General features: G+C 39.7%; 22 protein-coding genes. 14 read left to right on the top strand and 8 right to left on the bottom strand.

The window, feature by feature from the left end; all coding sequences use genetic code 11:
* The first annotated feature begins 1 nt into the window (after nucleotide 1).
* Nucleotides 2–973 carry a PorP/SprF family type IX secretion system membrane protein gene (locus B879_RS02295; RefSeq protein ID WP_009183520.1) on the top strand — a complete coding sequence of 324 codons (972 nt, stop codon included), beginning with the start codon at nucleotides 2–4 and terminating at the stop codon, nucleotides 971–973.
* A gap of 15 nt (nucleotides 974–988) precedes the next feature.
* On the opposite strand, the gene B879_RS02290 is transcribed toward B879_RS02295, so the two are convergent.
* Entirely contained in the window at nucleotides 989–2335 is a 1347-nt protein-coding gene (locus B879_RS02290) for a DEAD/DEAH box helicase (RefSeq protein ID WP_009183519.1), read from the bottom strand.
* 3 nt (nucleotides 2336–2338) lie between these two features.
* Entirely contained in the window at nucleotides 2339–2659 is a 321-nt protein-coding gene (locus tag B879_RS23680; RefSeq protein WP_497706783.1) for a DoxX family protein, read from the bottom strand.
* Nucleotides 2660–2795: 136 nt separating this feature from the next.
* On the opposite strand from B879_RS23680, the gene B879_RS02280 reads away from it, so the two are divergent.
* Together B879_RS02280 and B879_RS02275 are read left to right on the top strand one after the other, a co-directional pair.
* Nucleotides 2796–3854, top strand: coding sequence for a carboxypeptidase-like regulatory domain-containing protein (locus B879_RS02280; RefSeq protein ID WP_202949572.1), 1059 nt, complete (start codon nucleotides 2796–2798; stop codon nucleotides 3852–3854).
* Between the two features lie 3 nt (nucleotides 3855–3857).
* A complete protein-coding gene (locus tag B879_RS02275) occupies nucleotides 3858–5702 on the top strand; it encodes a gamma-glutamyltransferase family protein (protein ID WP_009183516.1) in 1845 nt (614 codons plus the stop codon).
* Nucleotides 5703–5739: 37 nt separating this feature from the next.
* Here the strand turns inward: B879_RS02275 and B879_RS23115 are convergent, their stop codons facing one another.
* Together B879_RS23115 and B879_RS02270 are read right to left on the bottom strand one after the other, a co-directional pair.
* The gene (locus tag B879_RS23115; RefSeq protein ID WP_009183515.1) at nucleotides 5740–6027 is read right to left on the bottom strand and encodes a hypothetical protein; all 288 of its coding nucleotides are present in this window, start codon (nucleotides 6025–6027) and stop codon (nucleotides 5740–5742) included.
* Entirely contained in the window at nucleotides 6014–6532 is a 519-nt protein-coding gene (locus B879_RS02270; protein ID WP_009183514.1) for a hypothetical protein, read from the bottom strand. The genes B879_RS23115 and B879_RS02270 overlap by 14 nt, the downstream gene beginning before the upstream one ends.
* Before the next feature lie 215 nt (nucleotides 6533–6747).
* Here B879_RS02270 and B879_RS02265 point away from each other — a divergent pair, with 215 nt between their 5' ends.
* Together B879_RS02265 and B879_RS02260 are read left to right on the top strand one after the other, a co-directional pair.
* Nucleotides 6748–7872 carry a pyridoxal phosphate-dependent aminotransferase gene (locus B879_RS02265; RefSeq protein ID WP_009183513.1) on the top strand — a complete coding sequence of 375 codons (1125 nt, stop codon included), beginning with the start codon at nucleotides 6748–6750 and terminating at the stop codon, nucleotides 7870–7872.
* Complete coding sequence (locus tag B879_RS02260) at nucleotides 7872–8435, top strand: GNAT family N-acetyltransferase (RefSeq protein ID WP_009183512.1); 564 nt, start codon at nucleotides 7872–7874, stop codon at nucleotides 8433–8435. Before B879_RS02265 ends, B879_RS02260 begins: the two co-directional genes overlap by 1 nt.
* 69 nt (nucleotides 8436–8504) lie before the next feature.
* Here B879_RS02260 and B879_RS02255 read toward each other — a convergent pair whose 3' ends face one another.
* Complete coding sequence (locus B879_RS02255; RefSeq protein WP_009183511.1) at nucleotides 8505–9845, bottom strand: Gfo/Idh/MocA family protein; 1341 nt, start codon at nucleotides 9843–9845, stop codon at nucleotides 8505–8507.
* A gap of 293 nt (nucleotides 9846–10138) precedes the next feature.
* Between B879_RS02255 and B879_RS02250 the strand changes: the two genes are divergently transcribed.
* From B879_RS02250 to B879_RS02240, 3 genes are all read left to right on the top strand, one after another.
* Nucleotides 10139–10684, top strand: a complete 546-nt coding sequence (locus B879_RS02250; RefSeq protein ID WP_202949567.1) for a ferritin — start codon at nucleotides 10139–10141, stop codon at nucleotides 10682–10684.
* Nucleotides 10685–10769: 85 nt separating this feature from the next.
* A complete protein-coding gene (locus tag B879_RS02245) occupies nucleotides 10770–11171 on the top strand; it encodes a hypothetical protein (RefSeq protein ID WP_009183509.1) in 402 nt (133 codons plus the stop codon).
* A 47-nt stretch (nucleotides 11172–11218) separates the two neighbouring features.
* Nucleotides 11219–12298: a formylglycine-generating enzyme family protein gene (locus tag B879_RS02240; RefSeq protein ID WP_009183508.1), complete on the top strand. Its 1080-nt coding sequence runs from the start codon at nucleotides 11219–11221 to the stop codon at nucleotides 12296–12298.
* A 7-nt stretch (nucleotides 12299–12305) separates the two neighbouring features.
* On the opposite strand, the gene B879_RS02235 is transcribed toward B879_RS02240, so the two are convergent.
* Nucleotides 12306–13532, bottom strand: coding sequence for a serine hydrolase domain-containing protein (locus B879_RS02235; RefSeq protein WP_009183507.1), 1227 nt, complete (start codon nucleotides 13530–13532; stop codon nucleotides 12306–12308).
* 161 nt (nucleotides 13533–13693) lie between these two features.
* Here B879_RS02235 and B879_RS02230 point away from each other — a divergent pair, with 161 nt between their 5' ends.
* From B879_RS02230 to B879_RS02215, 4 genes are all read left to right on the top strand, one after another.
* Entirely contained in the window at nucleotides 13694–14947 is a 1254-nt protein-coding gene (locus B879_RS02230; protein ID WP_009183506.1) for an NAD(P)/FAD-dependent oxidoreductase, read from the top strand.
* Nucleotides 14948–16336, top strand: a complete 1389-nt coding sequence (locus tag B879_RS02225) for an NmrA family NAD(P)-binding protein (RefSeq protein WP_009183505.1) — start codon at nucleotides 14948–14950, stop codon at nucleotides 16334–16336. It abuts the gene before it with no gap.
* 83 nt (nucleotides 16337–16419) lie between these two features.
* Entirely contained in the window at nucleotides 16420–17376 is a 957-nt protein-coding gene (locus B879_RS02220) for an aldo/keto reductase (protein WP_009183504.1), read from the top strand.
* A 3-nt stretch (nucleotides 17377–17379) separates the two neighbouring features.
* Nucleotides 17380–18288 (top strand): YihY/virulence factor BrkB family protein, encoded by a 909-nt coding sequence (locus B879_RS02215; protein WP_009183503.1) that lies wholly within the window; start codon nucleotides 17380–17382, stop codon nucleotides 18286–18288.
* 186 nt (nucleotides 18289–18474) lie between these two features.
* On the opposite strand, the gene B879_RS02210 is transcribed toward B879_RS02215, so the two are convergent.
* Nucleotides 18475–18759 carry a hypothetical protein gene (locus B879_RS02210; RefSeq protein WP_009183502.1) on the bottom strand — a complete coding sequence of 95 codons (285 nt, stop codon included), beginning with the start codon at nucleotides 18757–18759 and terminating at the stop codon, nucleotides 18475–18477.
* Nucleotides 18760–18775: 16 nt separating this feature from the next.
* Nucleotides 18776–21190, bottom strand: a complete 2415-nt coding sequence (tamL, locus tag B879_RS02205) for a translocation and assembly module lipoprotein TamL (RefSeq protein ID WP_083847919.1) — start codon at nucleotides 21188–21190, stop codon at nucleotides 18776–18778.
* Between the two features lie 18 nt (nucleotides 21191–21208).
* On the opposite strand from tamL, the gene B879_RS02200 reads away from it, so the two are divergent.
* Both B879_RS02200 and B879_RS02195 read left to right on the top strand, forming a co-directional pair.
* On the top strand, nucleotides 21209–21976 hold the full coding sequence (locus tag B879_RS02200) for a TrmH family RNA methyltransferase (protein WP_009183500.1): 768 nt from the start codon (nucleotides 21209–21211) through the stop codon (nucleotides 21974–21976).
* Nucleotides 21976–22965 (top strand): bile acid:sodium symporter family protein, encoded by a 990-nt coding sequence (locus tag B879_RS02195; protein WP_009183499.1) that lies wholly within the window; start codon nucleotides 21976–21978, stop codon nucleotides 22963–22965. The genes B879_RS02200 and B879_RS02195 overlap by 1 nt, the downstream gene beginning before the upstream one ends.
* Nucleotides 22966–23060: the final 95 nt, after the last annotated feature.

The following is a 23060-nucleotide window of genomic DNA, read 5'->3' as shown; positions in this document are numbered from 1 at the left end:
TATGAAAAAGTATTTTTGTCATTTGCTTATTTTCTTTTTGTGCTTGGGGTTGGTTCCTAAGGATGCTTTTACCCAACAGCTTCCTCAATTCAGTCAATATATTTTCAATGGTTTGACCATTAACCCCGCTTACGCCGGCTATAAAAATCAAGGCTATATTCAAAGCACCTATAGAAATCAATGGGTAAATCTTCCAGGTGCCCCCCAAACTTTTTCATTGACCGGTGATTTTAGCCTCAATGATGGATTGGCCGGTTTTGGGGTGACATTTTTAAATGACCAAATTGGGGCAAATAGGACGACATCAGGACTCATTTCCTATGCCCATCGCATTCAGACAGGTGAAAACAGCTATTTGAGTTTGGGAGTCGGTGCCGGAGCAAGTCAATATTTCATTGATGAAAGTATGCTTAATCCAAAAGACCCACTTGATCCTGATTTATTTAATGATTCCCAAGTGATGTTCACGCCAAATATGAATACGGGATTGTTTTTTTATTCTGATCAGTTCTATGCAGGTATTAGTGCCTTTAATTTGGTGGGCAGGAGGTCATTGGAGCAGGAAGATATGGCACTTTCATTTCATGATATCCATTATTTCATCACTGCAGGGGCTATTTTACCAATCAATGACAGAATTGAGTTTAAACCCAGTTTCTTGATTAAAGAAGTCAAGGGAGCACCCACAAGTTTTGATGTCAATGGCATGTTTCTGTTTGTAGACCGGATATGGCTTGGGGCGAGTTATCGCGGCAATACCCGATTCATCACTGATTCCAGTTCCATGCTGAACAGTAGGACTGCGATGGCATTTCTTTTGGAAATTTTTGTTACCAGTGACCTGAGGTTAGGCTATGCGTATGATAAAAACCTAAACGCATTGGAAAACTTCAGGACCAATTCACATGAGTTTTCCATTGGCTATTATGTGACCAAAAGAGGTGCTAAAATTAAAAACCCAAGGTGGTTTTAATCTCGATGGAAAGTCTTATTCCTGATTCTTGGTCACATTTGCTCTTTTCCCAAATTTGGAAGGACTGCTTTTTCTCTCTGCTTCCTGATGTTGGGGTTTTCTCTCTTCTGAAGACCTTTCCTTTTTTTGAGGGCTTGATTGGGACTTGTTTGGTCCTTTTTTAGATTTGAAGTTTTTCTTTGAATGTTTTGGTTTATTTGAAGAAGTGGACTTTTGGTACTCAGGTCCAGCTTCAAAACCTTCTGGCAATGGCAGTTTGGGTACTTCTATGCCTATCAACTCTTCAATTCTTCTGAACTTGTATCTGTCCTTGTCATTGATAAAAGTGATGGCCTCTCCTTTACTGTCTGCCCTTGCGGTTCTTCCCACCCGATGAACATAATCTTCCGGATCGTTCGGGGTATCAAAATTGATTACCAATTCAATGCCTACCACATCTATTCCCCTGGATATGATGTCTGTCCCAATGAGGATTTTTAATGTTCTATTCTTGAACCTGGACATGATTTGCTCCCTTTCTACCTGGTCCAGGTCAGAATGGAAGGATTCCACATCAAATGATTTTTTAATCACCTTAAATAGGCTTTTTACCTTTTCCTTAGTGGAGGCAAAAATAATGACAGCTTCATAGGGCTTTTGTGAAAGAATATGTCTGACAAGGTCTTCTTTTTGGTGGTCGTAAACCAAATAAGCACCTTGGGTTACCCCTTCGGCAGTTTTACCTATGGCCAGGCTGATTTCTTCCGGCTCATGGAGTAGTTTTTTGGAAAACTGCCTGATTTTTGGAGGCATGGTAGCAGAAAATAAAATGGTCTGTCTCTTTTTGGGTAAGTAATTGACGATTTTTATAATGTCATCCGAAAAACCCATGTCCAACATCCTGTCTGCTTCATCCAAAATCAGATGCTGTATTTTATTGAATTCTATTTTGCCACTGGATAACAAAGCAATCAATCTGCCCGGTGTGGCCACAATGATCTCCGTTCCCGTTTCCAATGCCTTTTTCTGTTGCTCCCAAACGATACCATCTCCACCACCATAAACAGAAATTGAACTGATTCCCAAGAAATAAGCGAAACCCTGAATTTGTTGATCTATTTGGATCGCTAATTCTCTGGTCGGGGCAAGTATAAGAGTATTTAAGCCTGTTGAACCTGACTTGGCTATTTTATTCAAAACAGGTAGGATAAAAGCAGCCGTTTTACCTGTGCCTGTTTGTGCGCAGGCGATGATGTCACGCCCTTCCATGATTACTGGAATGGCTGATTCTTGAATGGGTGTGGGTTTTTCAAAACCCATGGCATCTAAACCTTCTGCCAGTTCATTTTCGAAATTAAATCGATCGAAATTATTTGTTTCCATAAATTAAGTATAATACATAGCCCAGGCTATGAGAACGAATTGTAAGGGCAATCTAAGTAACAATAACCAGTTGGGAATTCCTCTTACACCTTTTTGGTACATGTATATATTTGCAGGAAATACAGCTATCAAAAGCAATACAATGCCCCAGGCCGAGACTGACCTGTAAGATTCAAATAAGAGACCTATACCAAAAATAATTTCTAAAGCGCCGGACAGCAAGTTAAGGATTTTTGGTTGAGGAAAAAATGGCGGAATAATTTTGACGTACATTTTGGGTTTTATGAAATGCATGAGTCCGGCAAATACATAAAATCCACTCATAAGATACAGAAAAAATAGGGACATGTTTTTTTAAAGCGGTTTTAAATGGGTTATATTACGCAATACTGCCAAAATTGCAGCATGCTATAATCAAACAAATATAATAATTTCATGTAATTACCATATGATTATTTTAATGAAGCGCTTGAAGCGACCATTCCTTCTTGTGGGTTTTATTTTATTTTCTGCATTTCCTAACTATGCCCAGGAATTGTACCAAATCAAAGGTGTTTTGAAAGATGGGCTATCAGATCAATTTATTAATGGTGCTGTGGTTACCCTAAGAGAAACGGCCTTTTCTGCTGTTTCCAGGGATGCAGGTACATTTAATATTGCGAATGTATACAACGATAGATTTATATTAAACATCAATATTTCTGGTTATCAATCTTATCAGGCACAAATCAATGTAAAAGGTGATTTGGATTTAGGGGTCATAACCTTGTTTCCTATGGGATATGAAAACCCAGAAGACCTGGCCTTGCAGAAAACCATCCGAGCAACGAATATTGCCGAGCTTTTTTCCAAAAGGCCAAATTTCATTGGTGGTAATCAGGTTTTTGGTATCCCCCCAGAGCCTAAACGATTATATGGTAATTATTACCTTGATCCAAAATGGAATAAGGCTTCTGTTTTGCTGTACAGGGACAATGAGTTGATGGAAGGGTATTTTGTACGATATAATATCAGTTCAAATAATTTTGAATTAAGGGATGCAGAAGCCGATCAGGTTACGGTTTTGCCTGGACTTAGGGTGCAAAATTTAGTTTGGATAGACAGTGAACATAATGTGCCAAGATATTTCGTCAATGGAATGGACTTTAAGGAGGATGGCTCTCCCATTTCAGGTTTTTTTGAAGTATTGGTTGAAGGACAACTTCCTTTGTTACGAAGAACTATTGCTACCATCAAGCAGTCCAATTACAATGAAGCATTGATGATCGGGCAACGAAATGATGAAATTGTAAAGCGAAATACGTACTATTATCTTAAGGAAAAGGAGGTAATTGCCATTCCTAAACAAAAGAAGAAGTTTTATAAAATTTTTGGTGATAAGGCAGAGGAAATTGAGAATTTCGTAAAAGAAAATGCTGTAAATATCAAACAGCCAGCTGGATATTTTAATGTCTTTACATTCTATAACAGTATGTTTGATGGCTATGAACCGCTTATTCCTAAACTTATTGACAATTAATTTATGAAAAAAACTGCCTTTATTTTCTTAATTTGTTGTTTATCTGCTTCACTCGGTGCTCAAACTACCCAAAAGCCCCCGCTACACGGTAAACATTGGATGGCAATAACGGGTAAGCCGCTTGGTGCGACTGCAGGAGCCATGATATTTTCTCAAGGAGGGAATGCCATAGATGCCTCCTGCGCCATGTTGGCTGCTGTCTGTACCATGTGGGATGTTCTGAGTTGGGGAGGTGAAACACAAGCCTTAATTTATAACCCTCATACCCAAAAAGTTATCGCTATCAACGCAATGGGAATAGCACCAACGGGTGCAACCGTTGATTTTTTTAAAGAGAAAGATATGCAATATCCACCTGAATTTGGACCATTGGCGGCGACAACTCCAGGAACTCCAGGTGGTTTAATGACCATGCTGGCAGAGTACGGTACCATGAGTCTGGAGCAGGTACTTGCACCTGCCATGGAAATGGCTAAAGGATACCCAATTGAAGCGCAAACCGCCAATATGATTGAAAACAGAAAGGATTTGATCAAGGGTTGGCCCCATTCAAAAAAGGTTTTTTTGCCACATTTGGGCGAAGAACGTGAAGCCCCACATGCAGGAGAGATTTTTGTTCAGGAGGATTTATATCAGACTTTAAAGAAACTCGTAGATACTGAAAAAGCGGCGCTTGCAGCAGGTAAAACAAGAAAAGAGGCTATTTATGAAGCCTATGATCGTTTTTATAAAGGAGATATTGCAGAGGAAATCGTAAGGGGTACCCGGGAACAGGGTGGGTTGTTCACTATGGAGGATTTGTCCAAATGGAAGGTCAAAATTGAGGAGCCTTTGAGTACCAATTACAAGGGAATAGAGGTCTATAAGTTGCAGGAATGGACACAAGGACCCGTGCTTCTGCAAACTTTAAATATCCTGGAAAATTTTGACCTTAAGTCAATGGGTTACAATTCGGCCAATTACATCAATACGGTTTATCAGGCGATGAACCTGGCTTTTGCTGATAGGGACTTTTACTATGGTGATCCGGATTTCAGTCCTAAAAGTCCTATGAAAGGATTGCTGTCCAAAGAATATGCCAAGCAAAGAGCCAAACTCATTCAAGAGAAAAATGATCCGGAAATGGGACCAGGGGACCCTTATCCTTTTCAGAATGAAAAAAACCCATTTCTTCACTTACTCGAAAAGAGAAAGAATGATTTAGCCTATTACCAGCCTGAGCTCCCTATTCAGGGACCTGATGACCCATTCCTAAAGCAGTTTCAGTCTGGCACTACTTCCATTCAAGCAGCTGATAAGGATGGATGGGTGGTTTCCATCACCCCATCAGGTGGTTGGATTCCAGCAGTAATTGCCGGGAATACAGGTATTGGCTTAAGCCAAAGAATGCAAAGCTTCGTGTTGGATGAAGCGCTAAACCCTTTCAATTTACTTGAGCCCGGGAAAAGACCAAGGGTAACGCTGACGCCAAGTATGGCCTTGAAAGATGGTAAGCCTTTCTTATCTTTTGCAGTGCAGGGAGGAGATACGCAGGATCAGGATTTGTTACAACTCTTTCTTAACATGGTTGAGTTTGGTATGACGGTACAGGAAGCCTCCGAAGCCGCTAACATTCACAGTTATCAAATGCAGTCTTCTTTTGGGGCGCATGAATCCAAACCAGGTTCAATTACCCTCAATTCAGCAGTTCCGGCCTGGGTAAGGAATGACCTTAAAAATAGGGGATATAAAATGAATTTTCTCGAAAGAACTTCAGGCCCCTTGAATGCCATTTGGTTTGACTGGAAACATAGCAGTTTCTGGGGAGGGTCAAGTAACCATGGTGAGGATTACGGAATTGCCTGGTAAAAAAGAAGGGGGATGCTCAAATTAGCTTCCCCTTTTTTTATCGAACTGCATTCTCTAAAGTAGCCAAATATACCCATTTCTGATCACGCGATTTTAACCCCTTTTCTACAGCAGCCCTCTGTTCTGAGGTGGATTCCAAATCTTCATATTCCTGGGCATTAAAAAACTGTAAATAATCCTTGTAGACGTTCATAGTTAAATGGGTAGATTTTGCTTCACTTCCAAAAGGTAGGGCTGTCCTCAGAAGACTCCAGTGTCCCATTAAGCCCTTATTTATCCGGCTTTGGTGAATGGGAAGGAAAACTTCTTTTTCAGCTTTTTTCATATTCCTGAAATTTACCCTCTACCGCCTTCATGAGGTCAAAGGAGGCCAATGTTCCCCTTCTAAACTGAAAACTGTCCTGAGATGTAGCTATTTGCTGCATATAGGATCGCTGCGCAAGGTCCATACAGTTGTTAGCAGCCTCTAATTTTTGTTTTACCTGATTTTCATTCATATGAGGATAGGCTATCATGGCATATTTCACCAAATCCTGCTCATCTAATCCGCTCATCATGGATACAGGGTTATTATAATAGGTGACAGCGATATATTGAAACTCACTGGGATCGGCTCCTGATTGCAGCGACCAAAGGTCCCAGCCAATGATTTTTTTATCATTTATAGCACCTTGGTAAATTTTTTCCATAAACTCTTTATGGGCCATAAAATCGTAGGTCTGATTGGACTCCACCTTAATGAACTCAAAAACCAAGTATCGGGTCTCTTGGCCAAAGGTTATGGCTACAGTGACCATAATGGCAGCAATGGTTGAAATGATCTTTTTCATAGTGGTTACTTTAGTTTTGGAAATTATCAGATACACTAAAATTTAAGAATAAAATTTTAAAAAACATAATTATTTATTCATCAATAACATGTGAATTTACAATTTGGTAAAATTTACCGCATTTATGGAAATTTTAAAAAATTGTAGGGACAAGGGAATATTTGACTTTGATAAAAGCCCAATACTTAGTAGATTTTGGAAAATTGATATATACTATGAGTCTTTCCAGAAGAGATTGGTTAAAAAGTGCTTCGCTTTTAGGAAGCATAACCATGCTTACAGGTGCTGCCTCTATCGGAAAATTATCTGCAGAGGAAATTAAAAAATTCAATCCAAGACCTTTCGATACCCCCATCCGTTTGGGTTCCAATGAGAATCCATATGGCCCTTCGGATGCTGTAAGAAAAGCTATGAGGGATAATTTTGACATGGGCTGCAGGTATCCATGGGCTTACAATGCCCCATTGCGCGAAATGATAGCCCAAAAGGAGGGTGTCACACCGGATCACATTGTTTTGGTAGCTGGCTCAACAGAGGGGCTTAAAATTACGGGAATCACTTTTGCCGGAAGGGGGGATGAGATCATTTCAGGTTTGCCCACCTTTTTGTCCATGATGGAATATGCGAAAATTTGGGGTGCTGATATCAATTGGGTTCCATTGGATAAGAATCTGGATTATGACCTAGAAGAAATTGAAAAGCGTATCACGGCAAAGACCAAATTAGTATTTCTCTGTAATCCCAATAACCCTACCGGTAAATTGCTCCCTGCCAAGAAGGTATTGGATTTCTGTGAAACAGTCAGCGAAAAAACCATGGTATTCAGTGATGAGGCCTACTACGATTATATAGAGGATCCCGATTACCCCTCTATGGTCGATTTGGTGAAAAAAGGAAAGAACGTTATTGTTTCCAGGACACTATCCAAAGTTTATGGTCTGGCAGGTATTCGGTTGGGCTATATGGTGGCCAAACCTGAAATAGCTGCCAAGTTGAATGAAAGGGTGGTGGCCAATACCAATATGATGGCAATAGTAGCCGGGAAGGCCGCACTGGAAGATGATGATTTTTACCAATTTAGCTTAAATAAAAATTTGGAAGCCAGAAAAATGATTGAGGCTACCTTGGATCAACTACAACTCGAATATCTTCCCTCCCAGGCTAATTTTGTGTTCTTTCATGCCAAACAAGATGTCAGAAAATTAGCCGAAGTAATGTTGTCTAAAGGGGTCATCATCGGAAGGCCTTTTCCTCCTTTGGACGATTGGTGCAGGATTAGCACGGGAACAATTGAGGAAGTTGCATTCTTTAATCAAGCATTATTGGAAACCCTGGGCTGATGAGATTGGATTTCAACCTCTTGCTGGAAGACGATCAATTACTTTTGAGACCGGTTGAAGTAACTGATGTTAACAAATTATCGGAACTGACTTCTTCTCCTGAACTTTGGAAATTCTTTACCTATGACCTGAGTCAGTCAGAAGAATTTAATGCTTGGCTTAAGCCAGCCTTTGAAAAACAAAGGTTACAATTGGTTGCTATGGAAAAATCCGGACATCAATTGATTGGTACCACGGCTTTTGGTAACTATTCAGAAAGAGATAAAAGAATAGAAATTGGCTGGACCTGGCTTGGAAAACCTTATCAATCAATAGGTCATAATCAGACTATGAAAAAACTAATGCTTACTTATGCATTTGAATTCATGGAACTTGAAAGGGTAGAATTTAAAACTGATGTACTAAATCTGCAGGCAAGAAAAGCATTGAAGAACATTAATGCCATAGAAGAGGGGGTACTAAGAAGCCATACTTTGATGACCAAAGGTAGGAGAAGAGATACGATATTTTACAGTATTCTCAAAAATGAATGGCCTTTTGTCAAAAGAGAGAATGATTGGTGATTTTAAGCTTTTGAATAAAAAAAGCACAAAGTATTGCGCTTTGTGCTTTTTTCAATAAGGTATTTTCAATCATACTTTTGGTAGGTTCCATCCATTGTGGTACTCTGCTTTCATCAGTGCATTCGCATCCGCATCTGTAAATTGTCCTTTTCCAGCATCCCAATAGATTTTTTTACCAGTTTTATAGGCAATATTTCCCATTTGGGCATTGATGGCAGCTATACTACCGGTTTCAATACCACAGGTCAGCTTAGTTGGGTCATTTTGCATGATGGCATCTACAAAACCCTGGGCATGCAACTCCAAGGCATTGCCACTAGGTCGGATTAATGAAACTTCCTCCAATTTATTGATGCGCTGACCATCTTTGTTTTCGGTTTCAGGAATGACACGCCATCCTCCTCTGTTTACAACCAATGTACCATTGTTACCAATGAAGGCGATTCCTTCTGTGGTTCCATAATTACCGCCATCGATGCCCGTAGCATGCTCCCAAAGCATATTAAACCCATCATACTCATAAACAGTCTGTAATGTATCAGGCGTTTCTGAAGCATCATCAGGATAGGCAAATTTACCGCCAGAGGCCATTACTGACTTTGGTGCAGTGACGCCCATCGCATAAAGGGCAATGTCTATTTCATGTACTCCCCAATCTGTCATTAATCCCCCGGCATAATCCCAAAACCATCGAAAATTAAAATGAAACCGGTTGGTGTTAAATGGACGTTTGGGAGCAGGACCTAACCACATAGCGTAATCGACACCATTTGGAACAGGTCCATCAGGCATGACAGGAACTGGTTTCATCCATCCCTGATAAGCCCAAGTCTTTACCAGTCGGATCTGTCCCAATTTTCCGGACCGTACATAATCAATGGCTTCCGCATATTGGGAACCGCTTCTTTGCCATTGCCCAACCTGTACCATTTTTCCATATCGCTGTTTTGCTTTAACCATCAAATTGCATTCTTCTATGGTATTGGCAATGGGTTTTTCTACATAAACATGCTTTCCAGCAGATAGACTGTCCACCATATTCAGGCAGTGCCAATGGTCAGGTGTCCCAACAATTACGACATCAATATCTTTGTCTTCCAACAATTTTCTGTAGTCTTTGTAAAGCTTGGGTTTTTTGCCCCTAAGCTGATCTACATCTGCTGAGCGTTGGTCAAGTACACTTTGGTCAATGTCAGCCAAGGCGACACAGTTTACATTGGGGATTTTTAAGTGTGCATTCATATTGGACCAACCCATACCTTTGCATCCAATAACAGCAAAGTTAAGTTGGTCTGATGGGGCCACTTTTCTGGCCAGATTTCGAAGGCTTTCGGCTTCCACAATTCCTGGAATGCTGATTCCTGCGCCAGCCAGTAGGCTTGTTTGGATAAATTTTCTTCGAGAGGTCATTTTGGATAAAGGTTTAAAGGTTATTACAACAAAGAATTTTCAATATAATATTTTTGTATGGATCTGCATGAAGCATAAAAAACATTTGTGCATCCCACCACCAAAAGCTTCAATTCAAAAAAGGAAGCTAATCCTTCTTTAGAAATTAACTTATACCAATTCCAAATTTGGTGGCATAAATGGCTTTTACTAACTTTTTATCTAGGATATAGTTAATTTCGTTAGGTTATTGTAGCCGATTTTTCCTAATTTGGAGATATAGACTTAGTCAAAATTAAATTTGAAATATGGAAATGAAAAGTAAAGAAATCGTCACTTTGAAACGTTCTCTGCTTCATGATACTGAAAAGCTTCTGAACCAACAGATAGAAATGGAAGGTAAATCTTCCGCATATTATCTGTCAATGGCTTCTTGGTGTCAAATGATGGGCTATGAGAATGCGGCCAAATACCTGTATACCCATGCAGATGAAGAACGCATGCATATGATGAAGATATTCCACTACATCAATGAAGCAGGAGGACATGCCATCCAACCCGAAATTACAGGAATTAGGCATCATTTCAACTCATTGAGAGAAGTATTTGAATTGATTCTAGAACATGAAATTCAGGTCACAAAGTCCATTAATGCAATCGTAGACCATGCATTTTCAGCCAAGGACTTTGCGACTTTCAGTTTTATGCAATGGTATGTAACCGAACAAAGAGAAGAAGAAACACTGGCCAGAAGAGCAGTGGAATTATTTGAAATTATTGGTGAGGCCGGTGTAGGTCTATGGACCATAGACCAGGAATTGGGTAAGTTACATGCTACTACAGCTTCCCAGGAAGCATAGAAGGATTTGACTTCAGTACAGAAGCGGCCAAGGCCGCTTTTTTTGTGCCCATATTTTTTCATAGATTTAAGGAAAAAATAAATAGATGGTCAATAAGCTAGTCAAAGTAGATTTTTTTGGGAAAATGCTCTTGAGGATAGGCATTGCTCTGTATATGTGGTCAGTAGTACTTTTATCCTTTAAGTTTGATAAAGAAAACTTATGGATGGCTTTGTTGATGGCTTATTTGGTGGTCATTCCAGGACTATCACTTTTGCATTATAGGAATGCCAAGACCGGATTGATAGGAGGAATAGGCACTTTGTTGTTTTTTCTTGCATCATCAATCGTTTTGATTGTCACAGATCTGTCAGCAAACGTAAGCTGGACGCTAATTTATTTGCACATCATTAAAGACATACTACTGCTTTTTGGTAGTTTGATATTGATAGGAGAGTCATTAAAAGAAATAGTAAAGGATAGAATTACCGCTCCTTTTCCCAAATAATTGCTTTAGCGTTGAGAATATGAAATTTAAATTAACCCTTTTGAAAAGTGCATAGAAGAGAATTCAATAGATCATTAGTCAGAATATTTTTATACTGGAGTATATTGTCCATGCCACTGGTATTTGTTTCCTGTAAAAGCTCAGATAGGCAGGACTTAGAAGAAGAGGCTGTCCCATCAGAAGCACTTAAACCCCAAGGCATGGTTTGGATCCCTGGAGGAGAATTTTACATGGGTACCAATGAAATGGAATCCTATGCAGTAGAAAGGCCAGCAGTGAAAAAAAAAGTGAAAGGGTTTTGGATGGATGAAACTGAAGTAACCAATGCGCAGTTTGCAGAATTTATCCAAGCTACCAGCTATGTGACGGTGGCCGAGCGTGCCATAGATTGGGAAGAATTAAGGTTACAGTTACCGCCGGATACGTCTAAACCTGATGATGAACTCCTGCAACCGGGCTCTTTGGTCTTTGACCCACCTTCCCAACCTGTAGCTTTAAATGATATCAGCCAATGGTGGAAGTGGGTTACAGGAGCCAATTGGAAAAACCCTGAAGGTCCAGGAAGTAGTATTAAAGGAAGGGAGGACCATCCCGTAGTTCATATAGCCTATGAGGATGCCGTAGCTTACGCTACCTGGGCTGGGAAAAGACTCCCTACAGAAACAGAATGGGAATATGCAGCCAAAGGCGGAAGGGTGCATGAACGATATGCCTGGGGTGAAGCGTTCAAGCCAGGGGGTGTCTTTATGGCCAATACCTTTCAGGGGAAGTTTCCACATCAGAATGTAGCGGAAGACGGATTTGAAGGAACAGCACCTGTAAAAAGTTTTTCGCCAAACGATTTCGGATTGTATGATATGATTGGTAATGTTTGGGAACTGACCTCTGATTGGTATGATGCCATTTCATTTGCCCGCATTGCAGGAGATGCCCCGGCGCTGGATTCCAGTATAAATTTGTGCTATAATCCCTCCAACCCATTTGCTCTGGAAAAAGTAATCAAAGGAGGATCTTTTCTATGTGCTGATGACTATTGTATCAATTATAGACCATCTGCCCGTCAAAGTCAGGCATACGACAGCGGAACCTCTAACATAGGATTCCGCTGTGTAAAAGATATTGAATAGCGTTCAATTATTTAGGTAGGCTTTCAAGAACCAATTTAACCAAGTCGGCCTTTTTCTCATTTTTGATCCAACGGGTCACGATGATTAAGTCGTTTTCTTCATCTACATAGACCATATTGGTACCTGCACCTAAATGAAAAAAAGCAGATTCAGGTGCTGCTGGAATTTCTTTACGTTCAGTGTTGAGAAAATAATTCATGAAACCATAATTGCTTTGAACTGAAGTAGGCGTCCTGGATTTGTTTATCCATTCTTCTGATATCAATTGTTTGCCATTCCATTTCCCTTGATGAAGTGTAAGGTAGCCAAACCGTGCTTGGTCATAAGCGCTTATAAATAATCCACCTCCCCAGTGGGAACCCCCGCTTACAGATTGTACAACCTGTCCGTCTAAGACAATATATGAATTCTCATATCCTGTCCATCTCCACGTTGGGCTGGCCCCAATTTCATCCATGATATGTTCTTTTAAAACTTGTGGAAGAGGTTTTCTCCAGACATTCAATATGGCCAATGCCAAAACGTTCACACGGGTATCATTGTATTTATACACCGTGCCAGGTTCATGCCTAGTTCTTGTCAGCCACGTTGATGAATTACCCTGGGGCCTATCTGCCCAGTCCGGCTTTCCCCAAAGGCTGCCCTCCCAATCAGAAGTTTGTCTCAACAGGTGCTCCCAAGTAATCTTTTTATTGTGATCGGTAGCAAACAATTCAAAAATATCCTCTTCATACAAATGGTCTGCTTTATTCATTAATTGTTTATGAGGGTCATAAGGTATGATCGGTGCCATGTAAGGATATACTAAGTCTTTTTCACTTTTTATCAGCCCTTTGTCATAAGCCAAACCCACTGTGGTAGATAGAATGCTTTTTGCAACACTGAAAGTAAGATCTACCCTGTGGGGATCTCCCCACTTACCCACAACATAACCTTTGTAGATAATCAGACCCGTAGCTTCTCCACGGTTTTTCATTGGCCCGATGGGGTAGCCAAAAGGCTCCCTTCCAAAGGCACTTTGATAATGGGCCATTTTCAGGTTTTTAGCTGCTTCACTTTCTTCCTGAATGGCAAATGAAATGGCTTCCTGGAGTTTTTGTGTATGTATGCCCAATTCCTGGGGAGTTTTTTCCTGCCATTCACCAGCTTCAGGAAAGTATGTCCCTTGCGCATAAAGAACAGGTATGGAAAAAACAGTTAAAATCAGGAAATGAATGAATGGATTAAGTCTCATGGAATTTTTTTTATGTAAATTATGGTTTATTGGCAATTTCTAAAATCAATTTTACAGGATTCACTTTATTTGAATTGTAATTGGTCAGTGAAATGAGAATATTTAAAACCGATACGAAACAATTTATGGTGGATTTGGTCTAATTGTTATACCTAAGTTTTATGAAGAAAGAACAAACGATTTATATCATAGGAGCGGGGATTTCAGGTTTAATCGCTGCTTACGAACTGGAAAGGGCAGGGTTTAGCCCTATCATCCTTGAAGCTTCAGATGGCGTAGGAGGTAGGGTTAGAACGGATGAGTTTAAGGGCTTTTTACTGGATAGAGGATTCCAGGTATTATTGACTGCTTATCCTGAGGCCCAAAGGTACTTGGATTACGAAGCCTTACATTTGAAGAATTTTGAACCAGGTGCCCTTATTTTAAAACCCGGAGATGCATTCAGTATCAGTGATCCCTTAAGAAATCCTGGTCAAACATTAAGCATGGCTTTTTCACCTGTAGGCTCACTATTCGATAAAATTAAAATCTATCAATTGACCCAGTCACTAAAGCAAAAGACAGAGGAGGAAATATTTTCTGAAAAATCAACCACAACCTTCCAATTTCTCAAAGATTATGGTTTTTCGGACAAAATCATCAATAATTTTTTTAAGCCTTTTTTCCGAGGTATTTTTCTTGAAAATGAGCTGAGTACTTCCTCGAGAATGTTTAAGTTCGTATTTAAGATGTTTTCCCAAGGATTTGCAGCTGTCCCTGAAAAGGGTATGCAAGCGATACCAGAACAGTTAAAAGAGAAATTGACCAAAAGTCAAATCCGATTAAATACTCCCGTCAAGCAAGTCGAGTATGGTAAAATATACCTGAGCTCTGGAGATGTTCTGGAGGCTGACAGTATCATTATTGCTTCCCGGCCTGATCGAATTTTACCACAACTTCAAGGACAGTTTAAGCCTTCTAGGAAAGTAGTAAACATGTATTTTTCAATTGAACATTCTTTTATTGCCCAACCTAAAATTGCCCTGGTTACTGATGATCAGTTTTTGATCAATAACTTGGTGTTTATGACAGATGTAAGTTCTGCCTATTCCCAAAATAACAAAGCGCTGCTTTCCGTGTCTATCACCAAGCCAGTAGAAGTGGATGATAAATTGGCCAAGCTGGTAGCGATTGAACTGTCCGCTTTGACCAAAATCAGTGCTGAATTTTTTGAACATGTGAAGACTTATATTATTGAAAATGCCTTACCAGATGTAGATGATATGGCTTACTCCCTTGCTGCAGGCAATACAAAAGTGAGTGACGGGGTGTTTTTGGCAGGAGACTATATGCTCAATGGCTCTATTAACGCTGCCATGACAGCAGGCAGGAAAGCCGCTGAAGCTGTTATATCAAGTTATCAAACGGTTCATTGATTGAAAAAGACAATAGCCATAGCAGGAGCCGGGGGCTACATAGGAAGATGGTTTATCCAGCATTTTAAGGATAAGTATCATATTATAGCCTTAAGTAGAAGTGAGGCCATCAATAACCCGGAACCATCTGTAGAGTGGCGGAAAGTGGAGCTTTTTTCCATTACTTCTACTTCGGAAGTTTTACAGGGCGTAGACTATGCCATTTATCTGATTCACTCTATGAGTGCATCCACTCGGCTTAATCAAGGTTCTTTTCAGGATACAGACCTTTTATTGGCTGATAATTTTGCCAGGGCAGCAGCGGCCAATGGGATTAAACAGATCCTTTATCTTGGTGGTATCCTTCCAAAAGAAATTGGGGAAAACAATATTTCTGTGCATTTGCAGAGTCGATTAGAAGTAGAAAAAACGCTGGGTTCAAAAGGCACTCCTGTAACCAGTTTAAGAGCAGGTATTATTGTTGGCCCAGGTGGTTCTTCTTTTGAAATGATCCATAACCTGATAGCAAGATTACCTGTGTTGATTTGCCCAAAGTGGACACTCTCTCAAACACAGGCTATTTCCCTGAAGGATACTTTGGAAATTATGGATAAGTGTCTCGGAGATAAGGAATTGTTTAATAAAGCCTTCGAAATAGGTGCTCCAGAGGTGCTTACATATAAAGAAATGTTGGAAAAAACAGCCAGGGCTATGGGGAAAAAGAGATTGATTTTTTCCGTTCCCATATTTTCAGTTGGACTATCTAAACTTTGGGTAAGTTACTTTGGAAAAACACCTGCTAAATTAGTATCCCCATTGGTGGAAAGTCTCAAGCATACGCTAACGGTTTCGGAAGAACACGCTTTTGGTAACAGAAAATCTGATTATTTGGATTTTGATCAAAGTGCAAAAGAAGCTTTGGATGAAAGTGTACGTCTGCCAAAACTTCCACAATTCAAAAGAGATAAAGATGTCAAGAATACGGTTAGAAGTATTCAACGCCTGCCCAATACCAGACACAGAAGCGCCATTTGGGTAGCAAACCGGTACAAAGTTTGGCTCCCCACTTTTTTCAGTTTTTTGATCAATGCCAAGGAAAATAAGAATGGAGATATAGGTTTCTATCTTCTAAGAAGTTCAAAGCCTATGTTACAACTTACATGGATTCCTGATCGTAGTGATGTAAAGAGACAGTTGTTTTATATTACTGGAGGTTGGTTGGTCAAACGATTTGATTATGGCTGGTTGGAATTCAGGGAAGTAATGGGAGGGAAATATATGATTTCTGCTATTCATGAATTTGTACCCAGACTACCTTGGCTGGTTTACGTAAATACTCAGGCAAGGATACACCTGTGGGTAATGGACCGATTCAAACGTTATCTCGAAAAATATAAGTTTGAACAGTAAGAAAATCTTCACTTAAGCTTGTAAATTTACGTTAGAGGTTACGGCACAAATAATACGCAACCTGCTTTAAAAATCTGAAAAGTATGAAAACTCTGGAATTTAGAAATGGAGATAAATTACCGATGATTGGTTTGGGCACATGGAAATCTAAACCTGGGGAAGTTTATCAGGCAGTATTATGGGCCATAGAAGCCGGTTACCGGCACATTGATTGTGCAGCTATATATGACAATGAGAAAGAAGTAGGTAAAGCCTTAGACTATGCTTTCAAAAATAATTGGGTCAAAAGAGAAGAGCTTTTTATCACCTCAAAGTTATGGAACAGTGCACATAGACTAGAAGATGTAGAGCTCGCACTAGCCCAAACACTTAAAGACCTTAGGCTGGATTATTTAGACCTATATTTGATACACTGGCCGGTTAGTTTTAAGCCAGGTGTAGGTTTTGCACAGACAAGAGAGGAATTTTATACCTACAGCGATGTACCATTAAGCCAAACCTGGCAAGGTATGGAACAATGCCTTGACATAGGTTTGGTAAGGCACATAGGAGTTTCTAATTTTAACATTTCCAAATTGAAGGAAATCATAGATAACAATAGCATAATTCCTGAAATGAACCAAATTGAACTTCATCCATTTCTTCAACAAAATAAATTGGTAGGTTTCTGTAAGGAACATGGTATACTATTAACCGCTTATTCTCCTTTGGGTTCTTCTGATAGGTCAGCCTCTATAAAAAAAGCAGATGAACCCAGTTTGCTTAATAATTCCACCATTCTGGATATAGCCGATAATAAAGGAGTCAGTGCAGCACAAATTTTGATAGCTTATACCCGGCATAGAAATATTGCAGTAATTCCCAAATCAGTCAATAAGGAAAGAATTGCACAAAATTTAGCTTCCTTGGAAGTAGCGCTCAATGAGAAAGAAATGACAAGCTTAAATGATATAGGTATAAACTACAGGTTTGTAGATGGAAGTTTTTTCACCAGTCCCCAAAGCCCTTATAGCCTGGATGACCTTTGGGAAAGAGAGTAAAAAATGATAAAAAGAATAAAAAAACTTACTGTATTTCAAATATTATCCGATAGTATCAAGGATTTCACCTCTGGTGAATCTATGGGTTTAGCTGCTGGTACGGCATTTTATACTATCTTTAGTTTACCTGCTTTACTTATCATTATCTTGAATATAGGAGGTACTTTTTATGCAGAATCTGAAGTGAAGGATGAGTTGCTTGTGCAGGTTGAGGAATTGGGAGGAGAAGAGAGCAGAATTACGCTTGAGGAAATTTTAAAAAATTTCTCCATGGAAGATAGGGGTGTAATTCCAAATACGATTGCTATTTTTATCCTTGCTTTTAGCGCGACCACCGTCTTTGTTAGTTTGCAAAATGCAATCAATCACATTTGGCATATTAAACCCAAACCTGAAAAAGGCATCCTTAAATTTATCATTAATCGCCTATTGAGTTTTTCATTGGTGGCATCGATTGGATTTATCCTTATTATTTCTTTGATCTTGGATGCTGCTTTGGTGGTGATCAATCAGTACATTAAAGATTATTTGGTCGACCTTAACCTGAATACAGTAGCCATAGTTCATTATGCCATTACACAGGCTGTTTTGGTAGTCATTTTTGCCTTGATGTATAAAATACTACCTGATGCAAGGGTTAGGTGGCGTGATACTTGGATGGGGGCAATCATTAACATGCTCTTGTTTGCCTTGGGTAAATACCTTATCGGATTGTATTTGGGAAATAGTGATATTGGATCGGCTTACGGTGCTGCCGGTTCCCTTGCCATCTTATTGGTATGGGTGTATTATTCGGTAGTCATATTTTTATTTGGGGCCCAAATTACCTATTATATTGCCGAAAAAGTGGGAGGCAACATTATCCCACTTCCTCAAGCAGTGAAAGTGGAATTGAGAGAGATTGAAAGTTAAACCCGAAATATGCATTAGAATTTCTACGCCACGGCGCACAAGTTATTACGAGTCCAAAACACCTTAGAATCAAGCGCTTCGCTTCATTTAGCTCACTCACCATAGAAATGACTATGCTTCACTCGCTAAATGCTTGATTATTTTGTGTTTTGACCCCTCACTACGAACTCTAATACATAATCCGGGTTAAAGCAACCTCCTGACCAAAAATTCCCATTCTTCTTTAAGACTGGTTTGAGGCCTTTCTTCTGCAGACCTTCTGTACCAATAGTCTGCATTCCATAAATCCCCTTCCTTGCGATGAAGGTAGGCATGTACCCTCGCAAAAACTTTTCCTTCGGGACCATCTACCAGTTCGTGAGCCTTTTGCCAATTGCCATCGGCATCATGCCATAAAGCTTGCAAAGGCAGTGATAAGCCTTGGGGCATTTCTTTTTTTACGATGGATTCTGTGAATTCCTTGATGTCCATGATATTTTCATTTCTGTTAAAAGGGATAACCAATCCCAATATTGAAAACAGTTTGTCCTCTTTCGCCTAGAAAACTGTTGAAGAAATTTCCAAGAATGAATCTTTCACCTACAGGACGCGCAGGGTCTACCGCTTTGACCCCCATATCCAATCGTAAAACAAGGAAATCAAAATCCATTCTTAAGCCCAGGCCAGTTCCCACGGCAATCTCCCGCCAAAACCTACTGAATTCAAAATTCGCCCCTGGCCTGGAAAGGTCCTCCTGAAAGGTCCAGCTGTTCCCCAAATCTATGAAAAATGCGCCATCAAAATAACCATACAACTTTGACCTGAGTTCAAACATTCCTTCCAGAAGGATATCTCCTGGTTGTTCGAAACGGTAATCAAAAGTGCCATCTTCAAAAGTAGGAGGAGTAAAAGAACCCGGTCCTAATCGTCTGGGTTGCCACGCCCTGATCCCTGTACTACCACCGGCAAAAAAGTACTTTTCATATGGCAAGATGCCATCGCTGATCCCATATGGCCTGGCAAGACCCAAATTCAGGCGGTAAGCAAAGGTTTGTCTTCTTGAAAGTGGGATGAATCTCCTAAAATCAGACTGGAATTTTAAGAACTGAAAATAAGCCAGGCTTCTTGAATCAATAAATTCCCTGTTGACAAAATTCAAGGTAGTACCGCCACTTTCCAAAAATAACCTCCATAAAGATGACTTATTCCTCTGAAAGGCTCCGTATTGGTTAAAATTGATAATTACCTGTCCCGAGACACTACTGACATAGGAAGGTAAGAAAGAGTTGATTAGGTTATTGCCTTGGTTCTGTAATCCCTGTAATAAATCCCTGAATTCGTTGCTCAGGTTGGAACGGATAAAGTTAGCATCGAGGATATTGACGAGGTATTGCTGTCGGAGGTTCCTGGTATTCCAACTGTAACCCAAAATGCCATTGACACTTTCCCGAATATATTCAGGCCTATTGACGTAATTATACCCTATGAGCGTTCTGGTATTGGGATTGTACCGTCCAAATTTCTGTAAGGATTGGCTGCTAAGCGGAAAAAGGAATTGTGGAAAAATGATGGAAGCAGAAGTATTTAATTCACGGCTTCTAAAAACACCACCTTCACCGGTAAAAGAAACTACCCCTTCCAAACCTGCACGGAAAAAGAATTCAAATATCTCTGCACCCCGAAACAGGTTTCTGTTTCTCAGAGAATGGCTAAAGAATGGTCCTGGTATCTGTTCCGTGATACTAGCTCCCATTTGATTGGTAATTTGATATTTCTGGTTAGGTTGGGTATAGATCCTTGGTCTGAGGGTATTTCCCAGTGTATCAAAAGCTATATTGACAAAACGGAAAAGGTCTAAATTGGCCAATTGCCTTTGGGTCTCAATGACATCCCTTCGGCTATATAAATCACCCTTATTGAGAAAAATCCTTGATGCTATAATTTTTTCAGAATATTTGTCCCTGTAAAGTTCAAAATTAATATCCCGGAACTCCGTTTTGATGCCTTCGTCCACAAATTCAGAGGAAGGGGGATCTATGGAAAAGTACACAGAGTCTAAGAAATAGACCTGGTGAATATCTGCAAAGCTGGGTTTCCTAATGACTTGCTCAATGACTACGGATTTTTCAAGCGTATCCTTGTAAACATTGTATTCAATATAAGACCTGGAAAAAGTGTAATACCCATTTTCCTTAAGCAGATCTTCGACCCTTTGCCTTTCTTGACTGATGGCACTTTGGTTATAAATTCCCCGAACTTTAATATTGGTCCTCCTTTGGTTTCGCAGAAGGATTTCATAAATGTTTTCATCATCTGATCTGGTGTAAAAAGAGTCAATTTTGTACGGCTCGTTTTCAACAATCAAATAGGTGACAGTTGCTTTATTTCTCCTTTTTTCCACCGAGAAGTCCGTGCTCGCATCAAAAAAACCATTATTAAGTAGAAAATAGGCCATTTGTCTGCTACTCTCCTCTGCTTTAGTACTGTCATAGATGACTGGTGGATTACCGGTTCGCATGAAAAAATTTCCGTACTCTAATCTTTTTTCCAAAGAAGCAATATTATTGTTCAGTTTAAACAATCGTTTTCTCTGCTTTTTGTCCAAACTTTCATTTTCTTGGATTTCAAGTAGTTCATTTCTTTCAGCTTCATATCGCTGTTTGTTTTCAAGGTGCTTTGTACTGTCATAAGTCCACTCTCCAAAACGGTAAATCGCTACACCCATGGAAGTATTTAACAAGGGAATTCTTGTATTTGGGCTTTGTCTTGAAAGGTTGAGCAATTCTGTCCGACTGGTTCTTTTGTTGCCTTCCACTTTTATATCATAAAGCAGGTATTCTCCTTCCTTTAGGCCTTTTGTCAAAGAACAGGAAGAAATTAAAATCAGTAGAAAAAGAAAGTTTATATATTTGGACTTGTTCACTACTCCGAAATTATCCGAATGTTAAGCAAAAATACGCTTAAGTTTATTAAATCCTTGCAACTGAAAAAATTCCGCAAACAGGAACAGTCATTTTTCGTCGAAGGCGCCAAAAATGTAACGGAATTGCTACAGTCTGATTTTGAAGTCACCCATCTTTTATGCACAAAAAAATTTGTTGAAGAAAATCATCATCTCCTTCCAAAGGTAGGAGGATCCTTTTATGAAGTCAGTCAGCAAGAATTGGAAAGCCTGGGAACATTTCAATCCAATGACACTGCGTTGGCAGTGGCAAAGACCAAAAGCAATGAAACATTTGAACTTGGCTCAAATGAATGGGTTATTGCATTGGATGATGTCAGAGATCCTGGAAACCTGGGTACCATCATACGAATAGCTGATTGGTATGGGATTAGGAAAATATTGATTTCTAAAGAGTCAGCTGATATCTACAATCCAAAAGTATTGCATGCCAGTATGGGCAGTTTTACCAGAATTCAATTTTTTATCACAGATTTGGCCAACTTTTTTTCTAAGGGGAATTATCCTGTCTATGGTGCCTTTTTGGAAGGAAAGAATATTTATGAGGTAGAATTTGGATCAGGAGGGATTATTTTAATGGGTAATGAATCAAATGGTATCAGTCCGGAAGTAGGGAAATTTGTCAGCCAAAAAATTACCATTCCAAGGTTTGGACAGGCAGAATCCTTAAACGTGGCCATTGCCACCTCCATCATTTGTGACAATGTCAAAAGACAGGAGCATATTTTTTCAAAATCAAAAAAGTAATGGCAAAGATAAGGGCTACTTTAAAGCGGGTTGGATTAAATAACTTTTTCTTTTTGTTGATCGCCATGATCTTTCTGGCCAAGTTTTTCCCTCACTGGGGAACTGCTGATAGCCCGGTTCCATTAAAGCTGATCACTGGAGCCGGTATCTCGGTGATCTTCTTTTTCTATGGTGTCAAGCTTAGTCCACAGAAACTTATTGATGGTCTTTCCAACTGGAAGCTTCATTTGGTAGTGCAGGCCACCACATTTCTGGTTTTTCCGCTGGTTATTTTAATCCTTTATTGGTGCTTTGGAACAGAAGGAAATTATCTGTGGCTGGGGACCTTTTATTTGGCTGCCTTGCCCTCTACAGTATCTTCTTCTGTGGTGATGGTTTCCATTGCCGGCGGTAACTTACCGGCTGCGATATTTAATGCCAGCATTTCCAGCATGGTTGGGATTTTTATCACACCGGTATGGATGGATTTTCTTTTGCCTGAGACGGCTGTTTCCTTTGACCTGACAGATACCTTTATCAAATTGAGTCTTCAGGTATTGTTTCCAGTCCTCATCGGACTTATGCTTCACCACCGGTTGATTGCTTTTGTCAACAAATACCAAAACGCCCTAAAAAATTTCGATCAAGGAATCATTCTTTTGATTGTATTTACGGCTTTTGCAGAATCTTTTTCAGAAAACATGTTTGAAGGCCACTCTGCGGGTGAACTTATTGGTCTTGGTGCTTTGATGTTGTTGTTTTTTGGTCTGATGTTATTACTGATGTATTTTATTTCAAAAGGGTTTAGATTTTCCAGGGAGGACACCATTACCGTGATGTTCTGTGGAAGCAAAAAATCCTTGGTTCAGGGCGCAGTGATGGGAAGGGTGATGTTTCCGGATCCAGTGGTATTTGGGGTTATTTTGCTGCCCTTAATGGTGTACCATACCCTTCAATTGGTAGCAGGATCAGCCTTGGCGCAAAAAATGGGGGAGTCTACTGGCAAATAGAGTTTAAATAAGCAAAAGATAATGGCTTCAATTATCTTTTTCCTTATTTTTTTTGGGCATAAACAAGGAAAAAATAAATCCAAACCCCACAATCA

The organism is Cecembia lonarensis LW9, assembly GCF_000298295.1.
GTDB classification, from domain to species: Bacteria; Bacteroidota; Bacteroidia; order Cytophagales; family Cyclobacteriaceae; genus Cecembia; species Cecembia lonarensis.
The sequence above is the reverse complement of the archived record's forward strand: the minus strand, read 5'-3'. Positions and strand labels throughout refer to the sequence as shown.

What these genes read in the sequence shown, in the direction of transcription:
- B879_RS02195 (WP_009183499.1), top strand. Translation starts at nt 21,976, where the DNA reads ATGGCAAAGATAAGGGCTACTTTAAAGCGGGTTGGATTAAATAACTTT.
- B879_RS02255 (WP_009183511.1), bottom strand. Translation starts at nt 9,845, where the DNA reads ATGACCTCTCGAAGAAAATTTATCCAAACAAGCCTACTGGCTGGCGCA.
- B879_RS02250 (WP_202949567.1), top strand. Translation starts at nt 10,139, where the DNA reads ATGAAAAGTAAAGAAATCGTCACTTTGAAACGTTCTCTGCTTCATGAT.
- B879_RS02215 (WP_009183503.1), top strand. Translation starts at nt 17,380, where the DNA reads ATGATAAAAAGAATAAAAAAACTTACTGTATTTCAAATATTATCCGAT.
- B879_RS02275 (WP_009183516.1), top strand. Translation starts at nt 3,858, where the DNA reads ATGAAAAAAACTGCCTTTATTTTCTTAATTTGTTGTTTATCTGCTTCA.
- B879_RS23115 (WP_009183515.1), bottom strand. Translation starts at nt 6,027, where the DNA reads ATGAAAAAAGCTGAAAAAGAAGTTTTCCTTCCCATTCACCAAAGCCGG.
- B879_RS02200 (WP_009183500.1), top strand. Translation starts at nt 21,209, where the DNA reads ATGTTAAGCAAAAATACGCTTAAGTTTATTAAATCCTTGCAACTGAAA.
- B879_RS02295 (WP_009183520.1), top strand. Translation starts at nt 2, where the DNA reads ATGAAAAAGTATTTTTGTCATTTGCTTATTTTCTTTTTGTGCTTGGGG.
- B879_RS02280 (WP_202949572.1), top strand. Translation starts at nt 2,796, where the DNA reads ATGAAGCGCTTGAAGCGACCATTCCTTCTTGTGGGTTTTATTTTATTT.
- B879_RS23680 (WP_497706783.1), bottom strand. Translation starts at nt 2,659, where the DNA reads ATGAGTGGATTTTATGTATTTGCCGGACTCATGCATTTCATAAAACCC.
- B879_RS02210 (WP_009183502.1), bottom strand. Translation starts at nt 18,759, where the DNA reads ATGGACATCAAGGAATTCACAGAATCCATCGTAAAAAAAGAAATGCCC.
- B879_RS02220 (WP_009183504.1), top strand. Translation starts at nt 16,420, where the DNA reads ATGAAAACTCTGGAATTTAGAAATGGAGATAAATTACCGATGATTGGT.
- B879_RS02230 (WP_009183506.1), top strand. Translation starts at nt 13,694, where the DNA reads ATGAAGAAAGAACAAACGATTTATATCATAGGAGCGGGGATTTCAGGT.
- B879_RS02235 (WP_009183507.1), bottom strand. Translation starts at nt 13,532, where the DNA reads ATGAGACTTAATCCATTCATTCATTTCCTGATTTTAACTGTTTTTTCC.
- B879_RS02245 (WP_009183509.1), top strand. Translation starts at nt 10,770, where the DNA reads ATGGTCAATAAGCTAGTCAAAGTAGATTTTTTTGGGAAAATGCTCTTG.
- B879_RS02270 (WP_009183514.1), bottom strand. Translation starts at nt 6,532, where the DNA reads ATGAAAAAGATCATTTCAACCATTGCTGCCATTATGGTCACTGTAGCC.
- B879_RS02290 (WP_009183519.1), bottom strand. Translation starts at nt 2,335, where the DNA reads ATGGAAACAAATAATTTCGATCGATTTAATTTCGAAAATGAACTGGCA.
- B879_RS02265 (WP_009183513.1), top strand. Translation starts at nt 6,748, where the DNA reads ATGAGTCTTTCCAGAAGAGATTGGTTAAAAAGTGCTTCGCTTTTAGGA.
- B879_RS02260 (WP_009183512.1), top strand. Translation starts at nt 7,872, where the DNA reads ATGAGATTGGATTTCAACCTCTTGCTGGAAGACGATCAATTACTTTTG.